The sequence below is a fragment of the Phascolarctobacterium sp. genome, assembly GCF_030531065.1.
In the GTDB taxonomy this organism is placed as follows: Bacteria; Bacillota; Negativicutes; order Acidaminococcales; family Acidaminococcaceae; genus Phascolarctobacterium_A.
This window is the reverse complement of the sequence record NZ_JAUNOQ010000023.1, coordinates 16,723-29,118: the sequence shown is the minus strand read 5'-3', so window position 1 is coordinate 29,118 and position 12,396 is coordinate 16,723. Positions and strand designations below refer to the sequence as shown.

Here is a 12,396-nt window from a genome sequence, read left to right as displayed (position 1 = left end):
TAGATTCTTCTTTTTCTTCTCTTTTTGTTGGTTTTTCTCTTCTTATTTCTTCTTGCTATGATTAATTCATAAATATTCACGTTAGTGAATATATCATTGTTATAATATCGTATAACGTATATACTATACTACATTACTGTACACTGTTTTCTCTCTTTCTTTTGAAAGTGTCCTGAATCGAGGTTACAGCTTAATATAAAATACTTGTCGGCAAAATAAATCTCTGCTATACTAAAAACATAGCAAAGCTTGAAAACTTCAAAAAGGCAGTAAACGGACGCTGTTTAAAAGCGTGCCGCGATTGTTTCGTGAATGTTCAACGAAATTCAGCAGTACCAAGCTGACTACGAATTATAACGTAGTTGGTGGTACTGCTTTTTTGTTTTTGCTGAGGAGGTGGTTGTTTTGGGTGAAAGTGGAAGTGGTTAAACAAATTATCTGAGCAAAGTAAATCCCGATATGATATAATTAAGGAGGAACGGTATGACCACTAAATTTGAAGATTTAACAATTCAAAATAATTTTTTATTTCAGCATGTAATGAAGAATGAGCGTATCTGTAAGCTCTTGATTGAAGAACTGCTCAATATCAAAATAGCCAAGCTGACCTATCATCATACAGAAGAAACCATTGAAAACAGCGTCGATAGCCGTGGTATTCGCCTAGATGTTATAGTAGCTGATGAAAATCATACTCATTACAACCTGGAAATGCAGGTAGAAAACCGCAAAAGCAAGGACACCGGCGAGCCGCTTTTGCCAAAGAGAACGCGCTACTACCAGTCGTCGTTGGACATGGATTTATTGAGCAAGGGTCAGGACTTTGATAAGCTTAACCCAACCTATATCATTTTTATCTGCGCTTTTGACTTGTTTAACCAAGGGCGTTACGTTTATACCTTTAAAAACAGATGCTTAGAAAATCTCGATTTGGAATTAAACAACGGCGCTACGGTAACGATTATTAATTCATTAGGCACCAAGGGAAACATTTCGCCCAGAGCCAAAAGCTTTTTAGAATATGTAAACGATAAAATCGTAAGAGACGCTTTCACTCAGGAAATTGCCGATGAGGTAACGCGGTTGAAGCGCAGCAGCGCAGTTAGGAGGCAGTATATGCTATTGGAAATGAAATTGCATGACGCGCGTATGGACGGCAGGGAAGAAGGCCTTGCCGAAGGCTTTGCTGCCGGCGTGCTGGAGGCTGAAGCAAAAGAACGTCAAAGCACCGCTCTGGAAATGCTCAAGGATAAAGAACCGCTAACGAAAATCGTAAAATATTCCCGTCTTAGCGAGGAGGAAATTTACGCCTTGGCGCAGGCCAACGGCTTAACCGTAATTGAATAGAGGATTAAGCGTATAATAAAGATAACGCTCCGGCGTACTGCCTAGAAAACGGTACGTTGGAGCGTTATTTGTTTTTGTAAATACCAGCAGTAAAAATTTTTAAGGACTTACTTTTTACACGTTTCTTTTAGGGAATTACAATAATTGTTCCTGCGCTTGTTTATGTTTGCTGCTGGATGCACAAGACGGCGTTGTGCTAAGGGCGCTGAAAAAATAAATATGCAGGATAAATCTATATAGTCTTGTGGGGGGGTACGGGTGTGGTACAATAATAATATAGTGGCGGTGTGCAGGTGCAGGCGTGTTTTTACTGGGGAGTTCTACCGAAGGTTGGTGCTGTTTAAATCATCTTCTTTCGGCCTCGAAAGAAGATGCAAGAAAGAGGCAAACTTTTGAAAAGTTTGACAAACTTCCGCTTTTTTGCCCGCACAAAAAAGCTTGGCAAAAAATGCTTTGCCATTATCTACAAAAGTATGCAGATATGCTTACTCTTGTGCCCCCTCCTAGAGGGGGCTGTCACCGAAGGTGACTGGGGGAGTTTAGTTCGTGTCCTTTTTTGCGGCAACGGGCCGCATATATAAAAATTTTTATGAGGAAAGGGTTGAGTATTGATGAAACGAAAACAAATTTTAGCGAAAGCTATAACCTTGGGCTTGCTGCTGGCGATGCCGTGCAGCGCGTGGGCGGCGAATTTGGATAAAGATGTTACTTTGGACAAAAATGAAACTTATACAGGAGGTTTAGGCGTAAATAGTGGTGTTACGTTAGATGGTGCAGAAGGAAGTAAGTATAGTGTTACAGTAGAAGGAATTGTTCAGAGCGGTAGTGATGAATATGGTGTTATCAATCAAGGAACAATCGAAAATATTGGTACTTTAACTGCTAAAAGTATTTTGAATAATGGAAAGGTAGAAGTGCAAAATTTAAATATAAATGCTGATACTGATTCTGACGGAGTAGTTAATTCAGGTTCTTCTGCTGATATGGCTTTTAAAGGCGGAATTATTAATGGTTCACTTATTAATGAAAATAAAGCTAATTTGAAAATTAACGGTGATATTACAATTGACGGTGCATTGTGGAATGTAGAAGATTCTGTTACTGAGATAGGTGATGGAGTTACAGTTACTGTTTCAGGAGGGTTTGCTAATAGTATTAGTACATCACAATATAAAGGCGGTGTTATTAAAGCTGGAGGCGCTCATCTTGTTATCTCCGGAAATAATGTTATGTTTGCTAATACAGGTAGCGCTGAATTTGCTTCAATAAAAGCAAATGGAATATTATCACCTTCTGAAAATACAGGAACACTAATCGTAAATGATGAATTAGGCATTTCCTTAAATAATAGTGGTAAAATTATTTACAATGGAGAAAAATCCATAAAAGGGTCATTGCAAAACAATAATGGTTCTATCTATGTTACTAATGGCTTACTAGAAATAGAAGGAGGCTTTACTGTTCAAGGACAAAATGCTGAATTAAAGCAATCTGAAAATGGAGGTCTTGTTTCTGTTATTATAACAGGTGGTTTGAAGTTGGATGATAAATTAGGGGGAACTCCTACTTTACAAGTAGATGATTTGATGGTAGGAACAACATTAAATAATACTGGTATTATCGAAGCACATGAATTAACTGTAAATGGTAAGTTAACTAATAATAAAAATTCGTCAATATATGCTAATAAGTTGACTTTAGGAAATGTTAGTAATCATATAAATAACTCTGTTATAAATATACATGAAAGCATTAAACTTAGTACTGAAACTACTGGCTTAAAAAATAGAGGTGCTCTTTTGTTTGATGGAGCTACTTCTACTATCGATGGTAAAGGTTCTATTATCAACGATGTTTTGACAAGTTCTAATTGGGTTGGTGTTATTGCTAGAAACGAACAAAAAGATCCTATTGAGAGTTTGGTTATTAATACTAAATTAGTCAATCAAGGAGAACTTTATGCTACGAACCTTGCTGTTTTAAATGGCATAGATGGTATTGAACAGACGGATGGTAGTTTTAAAGAAAGCTATGCTTTCGATGTAGATAATCTGACCATACTGAATGATGGCGAATTTGCTTTGAAAAATGCCGAATACGATTTTACCAGCGTCGGCGTGGGCGCGGGCGCTGCATTGACTTTCGCCAATAATCTTACTGTCAACGAAGCCATGACCGTTGGCGAGGGGGCGAGCGTAACAAGCGAGATGGCAGAAGAGAACTATTGGGATAAAGGCTCTCTTTCTGTAAACTATTTGAGTAATAGCGGTACGCTAACAGTTAATAATATATACGGCGTTAATAGCGACTCTACTGCAAAAAGTATTTATAATGCCGCAACCGGCATAATCAACTTGAATACCGAAGTACATGCTGAAAGCATTGTCAACGAAGGATCTATGGAAGGGCGGCAGATCGTCGGTAATGATATTGTCAACAGCGGAACTATTAAAGCGGGATTAAAAAAAGAGCAGCTAGGAGGTTTGGAAGCCAGTACGCTGACCAGCTATGGAGGAACTGTTGAAGCTCAAATTTTGTCGAGCGGTACTGAGGAGTTGGTAATCAATCTTGTGGGCAACAACCCTCATCAGGTAACGGCTCAGCTTTCAGCTGTTCCTACGCTCACTGTTAACGTCAATAGTTTGACTAAAGATCAGGTGGTAATCGACGCGTTGGATGGCGGTTTTGAGTTCAATGGGCTGACTGTCAACGGCAGTAGCAACGTGACCGACAGCATAGAGGTAGACGATATTGAGGGCGGACTGCAGGCGTTGGCCGACACTACGTCTTTTAATAAAAAAGATGAATTAGCCAGAGGGCAAAACAGAAAGCTTTATTCTGCCGCAGGCAAAATTTTAGGCGCTTTGTACGGCGAAACGGATGCTAACAACCATATTATTACCTCCAGCGTGAAAGAAGCAGTCAACCCCGCCAACCAAGGCATCAGCGAAATGGCTTCTATCGCGCTCATGACCTGGCGGCAGGAAAACAACGATATGAATAAGCGCTTGGGCGAGCTGCGCGACAGCGTCGGCGAGCACGGCGTGTGGGTGCGCATGACGCGCGGCGAAGCTAAGTATGGCAACCAGAATATTAAAAACCAGTACAACGCTTATCAATTAGGCTACGATGAAAAATTGAGCGTTGATAAGCACTGGACCGTGGGCGCTGCGCTGACCTATACGGACGCTGAAAGCAGCTTTAGTTACGGCAAGGGCGAAAACAAGCACAAGGGTCTGGCAATTTACGGCAGCCACCTGAACGACGACGGCAGCTTTATTGATTTAATCGCCCGCTATGCGCGTCTGGAGCATGACTATGAAGTATACGGCGGCGCGGGCAAGGGCGACTTTGATACGAACGGTTACAGCCTGAGCGCGGAATACGGTAAGCGCTTTACGCAAGATAACGGCTTGTGGATTGAGCCGCAGGTGGAATTAACTTACGGCAGAGTAAGCAGCGGCGAGTATCTTACGAATAACGGCGTGAGGGTGCGCCAGGAGGGTATGGACAGCGTGGTTGGCCGTTTGGGCTTCGCTTTAGGCAAAAATTTGGCGCAAGGCAAGGGCAACGTGTACCTGCGCGCGTCGTACCTGTACGATTTCGACGGCGAGACGGACGTGCGTTACAGCTATGGCATACAGAACAAACGCTTTGAGCAAGACCTCGGCGGCGGCTGGTGGGAGGTCGGCGTAGGCACGAACATCAACCTGAGCGAAGCGAGCCATTTATACTTTGACGTAGAAAAAACTTACGGCGGCGACGTGGCGACGCCGTGGCAATGGAACGCAGGCGTGCGCTGGAGTTTCTAAAAATTTGCTGCTTCTGAATATTTACGGCGAAGCTTAATTTAGACAAGATAAAGGACACCTCTTGGAATGGCGTTGAGCGTAGTCAGCGCTGCCTGAGAAGGTGTCCTTTTGTTTGCGGAGGGCGCGGCTTTTAATTTGCCAGACGAAATAAAAAGCTATATAATATTATGTAGCAAGAATTGCTGTCATTTTATTTTTGGAGGAAAATTATGAAAAGAATAGCGATTTTACGTTGTTTGCAGACCTCGGCGTCCTGCGCCGGGTCCGGCTGCCTGCGGGCGATGTTTGACCATGAAAAAAGCTTTGCGCAATATGGCGAGGAGGAGCTGCGGCTGACGGCTATGTGGACCTGTAACGGCTGCGGCGATTCCCTGTTGGGTAATCAGGAGGGGATTCGCAAAAAAATAGAGCGCATGAAGGCGCTGGAGCTGGACGCGCTGCATATCAGCAACTGCACCCATAAAAAGGATGCGGAGGGCGTAAAGCACTTATGCCCGAAAATAAAAGCCATCGTTGAGGAGCTGGAGGCAGCAGGCATTCATGTGGTAGACGGCACTCATTGATGGCAGAATAATTTTCTGCCTGTTTACCGTTTAACCGAAGATTTGGAATCGATTCCGGAAAAATATTTTGACAAAAAATCTGGAATGTAATCCGGAAAAGTCTCTTTTTGAAGAAAAGTTGGGAATTGATTCCGGAAAAATTTGCGCTGGCTGCGCTTTTAGCGTATAATATACGCAAAGAGGTGAGCAATATGCAGTTGATTGAGCGGCAGGAATATTTGGCTTGGCTGGAACGGTGGCAAAGCAAACAAATTATTAAGGTAGTGTCCGGCGTCAGACGGTGCGGCAAATCTACCTTATTTGATTTGTTCAGGCAGCGCTTGCTGCGTCAGGGCGTTCGACCGGAGCAAATTCTTACAGTTAATTTTGAGGCCATCGAGTTTGAGCCTTTACGCGACTACCATCAGCTGTATGCATATATTTCGGAACGCTTGCAGGCGGATAGCATGAACTATATTTTTCTGGACGAGGTGCAGCATTGCCGCGAATATCAAAAAGCAGTGGATAGTCTTTTTATAAAAGATAATTGCGATTTGTATTTGACCGGCTCCAACGCTTATTTTATGTCGGGCGAGCTGGCTACTGTGCTTTCCGGACGTTATGTGGAATTAAAAATGCTGCCTTTGTCCTTTAAGGAATTTATTCAGGGGCTGCAAGGCGATTATGCGCAGCTGAGCAGGGGACAGCAATTCAATCTTTATTTGGAATATGGAGCGCTTCCTTTTATTACGCGGTATAATAGCTTTGGCAGCGACGCGAAAAACTATTTGCAGGATGTGTATAATACTATTATTCTTAACGATATTGTTCAGCGTTTGGGTGTTGCCGATGTGACGGCTTTGGGCAATATTGCGAAATTTATGGTGGATAATATCGGCAATAGGGTTTCCGTTAATAAAATTGCCAATACGCTGAAATCTGCGGGCAAGGGAATAGACAGCAAAACTGTTGACAAGTATTTGCAGGGCTTTACGGACGCTTTATTTTTGTATAAAGCGCCGCGCTACAATATTAAGGGCAAGCAGCTGCTGACGACCTTGGGAAAATATTATGTAGTTGATTTGGGCTTGCGCAATTTGTTAGTGCGCAATAAAGCAAGCGACATAGGACATGTTTTGGAAAACGTGGTTTATTTGGAGCTGTTGCGGCGCGGCTACGAGGTGTATGTAGGCGATTTGGAAAACAGCGAAGTGGACTTTATCGCTTGGAAGGACGGTAGAGCTGAATATTATCAGGTTTCTGCTACGACGTTAGAGGAAAGTACTCTGCAGCGTGAGCTGGCGCCCTTTAAAAATATTCCGGATAATTATCCTAAATATTTACTGACTTTGGATGAAGTTTTTGGCGAAATGGACTACGCAGGCATACGGAAGAAAAATCTTGTGTCCTGGCTGCTGCCGGCTTAAATAAATAATACGCAAATAAAAAAAGGAGCTGCTTTGGTGGAGGCAGCTCCTTTTTTCATCGTTATAGATTATTTTTGGCATCGATTATTTCTGCTCCGTCAGCAGTAAAGCGCACGTTGGCTTTGGCTGGCAGGGTAATTGTTTCGCCGTCGTCGTTGAGCAGCGCTTGCGTATCCTTTTTGAATTTTAAATCGTCGTCCGCTACGGTCCAGCCTTGAGGAACAAGCTTTTCCGCTTTATTTAAAGTGATGGTCTGTGCGCTGGTTACCTGTGCAGCTAGGCAGGCGGCCAGAAAAACGGTAATTAAAGAAAGCTTTTTCACACTAATCACCTCGCTTATCTTGCATGGTTAAAAACATATTTCTCCATATAAGTATTATAGCACGCGGTAGGCTCATATTGAAAAGCTAATATAAATAAGAGTAAATATTACCTGTGAAATATTTGTGCAGAATTTTAGCCGCACAGAATAATAAACGCCCTGCATGGTAGCAGAGCGTTTACTTTTGAGGGAACCGTTAAAAGCATGAAATTTTATTCTGCCAGCAGCTTGCCGATTTCAGCGCATTGTGCCAGAGCGTTGTCGTCAGGCTCGTTCATAGCCAGTACGCCGTCGGCTACCAGCTCTGCGCCTGCTGCGGTTACGCGGTCCTGCCAATCCTGCATATAGCTGCCGCCCCAGCCGTAGGAGCCGAACAAAGCAACCTTGTTTGCAAAAATTTTAGGCTCGCTTGGTTGCAGGCAGGCTGTTGCGCGGCGCGGCAAAAAGTGCTAAGATAAATTCATCAGACCGCGTCGGCGCAGGCACAGCTGCTTCCGGCAGGCGGCTATCAAGCAGGAAATGAGGGACGAGGGTGGAAATAAAAAGCGTTGCGATTGTAGGTATGGGAGCTTTGGGCCTGCTGTACGGCGAGCAGATTGTCAAAAGCTGCGGGCGCGAGGACGTGCGTTTTGTGATGGACGCCGAGCGGTACGAGCGCCATAAGAACGACGTTTATACGGTCAACGGCATGCAGCAGAAATTCGTGCTGCAAAGCGCCGCTGATGCCGAACCGGTGGATTTGGTGATTGTGGCTACTAAATTCAGCGGCTTGGAGCAGGCGCTGACAGAAATGCAGGGTCTGGTGGGCGCGGAAACGGCGATTTTTTCCGTACTCAACGGCATCAGCAGCGAGGACAGGATTAAAGAGCGCTTTGACGATGCTAATTTGCTGTACTGCGTGGCTTTGGGCATGGACGCGGTGCGCGAGGGCACAAGCCTGACCTATCAGCACAGCGGTATGCTGAAAATAGGCTGTCTGGAGGATAAGCAGCGTCCGGCGTTGGCGGCGGTAACGCGCTTTTTGGATAGGGTCGGCCTGCGCTATACTGTGGAGGACGATATCCAGCACGCTTTGTGGGCTAAGCTGCTGCTGAACGTGGGCATTAACCAAACCTGCATGGTTTACGAAACCAGCTACGGCGGCGCGCTGGCGGACGCTAAAGCGCGGGAGGATATGTTTGCCGCTATGCACGAGGTGATTGCGGTGGCGCAGCGCGAGGGTATTAATCTGACGGAGGCTGATTTTGAGGGCTGCGTGCAGGTGCTGCGCGGTCTGGCGCACGAGGGCCTGCCCTCCATGCGGCAGGACGCTCTGGCTAAGCGACCGTCGGAGGTGGAGCTGTTCGCCGGTACGATTATACGCCTGGCGGCTAAGCACGGGCTGGCTGTGCCGGTCAACCGGCGCTATTACGAGCGTATTAAGCAAATAGAAGCTGGCTATTAAAAAAAGGAGCGGCGGCAGTCTGACTGCCGTCGCTCTTGGCATAATACGCTTATTTACGCTTTTGGTCTAAGTCGCGCTGCATATCGCGGGTGCGTTGGTTCTGCAGGTCAGCCTGTCGCTCAATGCGCTGCTGGCTTTGTTGGGAGGCAATGCGATTTTCGCGCATGGCAGGCGTTGGGGGCGTAGGATTGCCTGCATAGAAATTTTCAGCTGCCTGCGCGTTTGCGGCGAATGCGGCAAGCAAAATTGTTAAAGCTAATAAACGGCGCATAGTTAACCGCCTCCTTGTAAGATAAATTATCGGTGCTTGGCATACGTTTTGATGTGGCATATTATATCGCGCAGCGCACTGCGGCTTTCGTCTACCATCAATTATACTATACCATAAAAATGTGGCAGAAGTATGGTGAAGAAGCGGCGATAACTTTTGCCGGCAAATTTTTTTTATGATATAATGTAATGACTTAATAATAGAAGCTGAATAAGCTTAATGCAGCAAGGAGCGGAACGGCAGCGTGACAGCAAAAATTATCATCGGCGTAACTGAAGACGAAACCAGAATGGGGCTTGTGGAAAACGGCCTTCTGATGGAATATCTGGTGGAGCGCACCGCCGAGCAGCATTTGGTGGGCAGCATCTTTAAGGCCCGCGTCTGCAATGTGGTGCGCGGTATTCAGGCTGCCTTCGTCGACATAGGACTGGAGCAGAACGCTTTTTTATATTTGGGCGACGCTATGGACGTAACCGAGGGCCAGAGCGTGGTGGTGCAGATAAGCAAGGACGCCCGCGGCACCAAGGGCCCTACTGCTACCCGGGAAATTACGCTGCCCGGCAGATATGCCGTGCTGCTGCCCCATGCCGATTATGTGGGCATATCACGCAAGATTAACGATAAGGCGGAGCGTGAACGGCTGAACCAGGTGTACAGCGCGGCGCGGCCTGCCGGTATGGGCGTGGTGGTGCGCACTGCGGCAGCCGGCGTAGAGGCGGCGCTGCTGGAGCAGGATATTGCCGAGCTGCACGCCGCCTGGCGCGTGCTGGCGGCGCGGGAGCGCGTGGCCAAGGCTCCCTGTTTGCTGCGGCGGGAGCTGGATTTGCCTATCAGGATTGTGCGCGACTATCTGCGGCCCCAGCTGACGGAAATCGTTATCGATAATCTGGCGGTTTATAAGCGGGTAGAGGAGCTGCTGCAGCAGCTGCCGCAGGCTGCGGCTATCAAGCTGACGCTGTACCAGGGCTTGGAGGATATTTTCGCTTATCATCAGCAGCAGGAGGCGGTAGCGGGGATTTCCGATAAAATGGTGACCTTGCCCAGCGGCGGCTATCTGGTTATCGATTACACGGAGGCTATGACGGTCATCGACGTGAACAGCGGCAAATTCAGCGGTCGGGAAAATTTGGAAGAAACCATTATGCAGATCAACCGGGAGGCAGCGGCAGAGATTGCCCGGCAGCTGCGCCTGCGGGATATCGGCGGCATTATTGTGGCCGATTTTATCGATATGCACAGCGAGGCTCACAAGAACGAAATTCTGAGCGTGTTGCAACAGGCTCTTGCCGGCGATAAGATGCACCCTAAGGTGCAGGATATCACGGTGCTTAATTTAATAGAAATTACCCGTAAAAAATCGCGGCAGAATTTGTCCAGCGTTTTGTACGCGCCCTGTCCCGTCTGCGACGGCAGCGGCCGCGTGCAGAGCAGGGAAACGCTGGCGCTGGAAATTAAGCGCCGCCTGCGCACGTTATTGCGACGGCGCGGCAGCGCGAAAAGCCTTCTGCTTGTGGCTAATCCTTGGCTGGCGGAATGGCTGTGCGGCAAGGATATCAAGGCCTGGGAGCGGGAGCTGGCCTGCAGCCTGAAGGTGGAAAGCGACCCGTCGCTGCACCTTGAAAGTTTTATGATTTTGGACAATACGGGCGTCGATAAGTAAAGTGTCCGGGGCAAATGTTCCTGTAACATTTCGTTACGGGAAGCCCGCGCAATTTTTACAAATAGCGTACGCGCTTTGCCTGGCTGCGCTGATATGCAAAACGAATACGAGAAAGTCCGATGAAAACAACATTGCGATGCTGTTTCCATCGGACTTTTTACATTTTGCTATTATGAAATCGCGGCAGTTTTACTATTGATTAGAGCAAATATACAGGAATATAATATGATGAGGCGTTGATAGGACGTATTTTATCACAACAATCTATCACTAAACCGTTTTTTATTTCCATATTATATTTTCCCAAAACGTTAAAGTTTTTAGAAGCTTTCTTCGGCGTAATTCCTTTTTTTATTTCTATAGGACAAATGCTTTGTCCGTCGACTAATAGTAAATCTATTTCCTTTTGGTCGATATCTCTGTAATAAAAAAGGAAGTCCTTTGGCGTTTGCCCATGGGCGTAAAAATTCTTTACCATTTCTCCGACAACATAGGTTTCAAAAAAAGCGCCGCTCATAGCGCAATTTTCCAACATTTCCGCGTTGGGCCATTTGCATAAATAAGAACATAATCCAGTATCAGTAAAATATAGTTTAGGAGCTTTGATAATACGGTTGGAAATATTTGCCATGTACGGCTGCAATAGATAAACGACACCGGAAGTTTCCAGTATGGAAATCCACTTTTTGCAGGTTCTGACGTCTATGCCTACGCTGCGGGCTATTTCGTCATAATGTAGCTCTTGGGAAGTTCTCAAGGCGACGATGGAAATAAAATTCCTAAATTGCATTTCGCTGGCGGCGGCAATTAACTTTTTTACGTCTTTTTCAATATAAGTATCTACATAAGCTTTAAAATAAATCTCGCGTTTAGAAATGCCTGTAAAAACGTCAGGCATGCCGCCGTTAAAAATATCTTGGAAGATTGCGCTCCTAGGACGATAATATTCTTTAAGGTTGCGCTCTAAATCCGTCAAACGGTTTATATCTGGAGAAAATAATTGCGTGGACAAAGAATATTTTTCTGCTTGGGATAAAGAAAGCATTTCTATTACGCCGCAACGCCCGGCTAAGGAATCAGAAATTCCTTCCTGAAGCTCAAAACGGTTTGAGCCGGTCAAAATATACATCAGCTGACGTTGTTCATTACTTTTCAACCATTTTAATCTTTGTTCATCAATTTTGATTTTAATTTCATCGAGTAGATTAGGCGCTTTTTGAATTTCGTCTATAATAAGCGGCCAGCCGTATCTTTCTAAAAAAAGCCGGGGATTATTAAGCGCTAAATTGCGGTCGTCTGTATCGTCGAGCGTTACCATGGGAACGCTGTCGCCAAATAAGAAGTTGATAGTTGTGGACTTGCCGACTTGCCTTGGCCCGTAAATGACAATGCAGGGAAATGATTGTGCCGCTTCTAAAATAGTTTGTTCAACATGGCGTTTTATGTACATATTATCACCGCCTTGATCTTTTTATAATTATTATAAAGCAAAAGTCCGATGAAAACAACATTGCGATGCTATTTTCATCGGACTTTTTACATTTTGCGTCTTTTGCGGTATACTGTAAAAA

At 45.4% G+C, this 12,396-nt stretch carries 10 protein-coding genes; 6 read left to right on the top strand and 4 right to left on the bottom strand.

Translation table 11 applies throughout. The features are described from left to right. Positions 1 to 483: 483 nt before the first annotated feature. The 4 genes from Q4E64_RS11070 (at position 484) to Q4E64_RS11055 (ending at position 7,128) form a co-directional block, all read left to right on the top strand. Positions 484 to 1,347, top strand: coding sequence for an Rpn family recombination-promoting nuclease/putative transposase (locus Q4E64_RS11070; RefSeq protein ID WP_303167978.1), 864 nt, complete (start codon positions 484 to 486; stop codon positions 1,345 to 1,347). 611 nt (positions 1,348 to 1,958) lie between these two features. Next, positions 1,959 to 5,159: an autotransporter outer membrane beta-barrel domain-containing protein gene (locus Q4E64_RS11065; protein WP_303167977.1), complete on the top strand. Its 3,201-nt coding sequence runs from the start codon at positions 1,959 to 1,961 to the stop codon at positions 5,157 to 5,159. Positions 5,160 to 5,368: 209 nt separating this feature from the next. Then, positions 5,369 to 5,722, top strand: coding sequence for a CGGC domain-containing protein (locus Q4E64_RS11060; protein ID WP_303167976.1), 354 nt, complete (start codon positions 5,369 to 5,371; stop codon positions 5,720 to 5,722). A 191-nt stretch (positions 5,723 to 5,913) separates the two neighbouring features. After that, positions 5,914 to 7,128: an ATP-binding protein gene (locus Q4E64_RS11055; protein WP_368501585.1), complete on the top strand. Its 1,215-nt coding sequence runs from the start codon at positions 5,914 to 5,916 to the stop codon at positions 7,126 to 7,128. Between the two features lie 61 nt (positions 7,129 to 7,189). On the opposite strand, the gene Q4E64_RS11050 is transcribed toward Q4E64_RS11055, so the two are convergent. Together Q4E64_RS11050 and Q4E64_RS11045 are read right to left on the bottom strand one after the other, a co-directional pair. Further along, positions 7,190 to 7,450 carry a hypothetical protein gene (locus Q4E64_RS11050; RefSeq protein WP_303167974.1) on the bottom strand — a complete coding sequence of 87 codons (261 nt, stop codon included), beginning with the start codon at positions 7,448 to 7,450 and terminating at the stop codon, positions 7,190 to 7,192. A 212-nt stretch (positions 7,451 to 7,662) separates the two neighbouring features. Then, complete coding sequence (locus tag Q4E64_RS11045) at positions 7,663 to 7,893, bottom strand: hypothetical protein (protein ID WP_303167972.1); 231 nt, start codon at positions 7,891 to 7,893, stop codon at positions 7,663 to 7,665. 89 nt (positions 7,894 to 7,982) lie between these two features. Here Q4E64_RS11045 and Q4E64_RS11040 point away from each other — a divergent pair, with 89 nt between their 5' ends. Then, positions 7,983 to 8,894, top strand: coding sequence for a ketopantoate reductase family protein (locus tag Q4E64_RS11040; protein ID WP_303167970.1), 912 nt, complete (start codon positions 7,983 to 7,985; stop codon positions 8,892 to 8,894). Between the two features lie 49 nt (positions 8,895 to 8,943). Here the strand turns inward: Q4E64_RS11040 and Q4E64_RS11035 are convergent, their stop codons facing one another. Further along, the gene (locus tag Q4E64_RS11035; RefSeq protein ID WP_303167969.1) at positions 8,944 to 9,165 is read right to left on the bottom strand and encodes a hypothetical protein; all 222 of its coding nucleotides are present in this window, start codon (positions 9,163 to 9,165) and stop codon (positions 8,944 to 8,946) included. 244 nt (positions 9,166 to 9,409) lie between these two features. Here Q4E64_RS11035 and Q4E64_RS11030 point away from each other — a divergent pair, with 244 nt between their 5' ends. Beyond that, positions 9,410 to 10,825 carry an Rne/Rng family ribonuclease gene (locus Q4E64_RS11030; protein ID WP_303167968.1) on the top strand — a complete coding sequence of 472 codons (1,416 nt, stop codon included), beginning with the start codon at positions 9,410 to 9,412 and terminating at the stop codon, positions 10,823 to 10,825. A gap of 199 nt (positions 10,826 to 11,024) precedes the next feature. On the opposite strand, the gene Q4E64_RS11025 is transcribed toward Q4E64_RS11030, so the two are convergent. Further along, positions 11,025 to 12,275, bottom strand: coding sequence for an ATP-binding protein (locus Q4E64_RS11025; RefSeq protein WP_303167967.1), 1,251 nt, complete (start codon positions 12,273 to 12,275; stop codon positions 11,025 to 11,027). Positions 12,276 to 12,396: the final 121 nt, after the last annotated feature.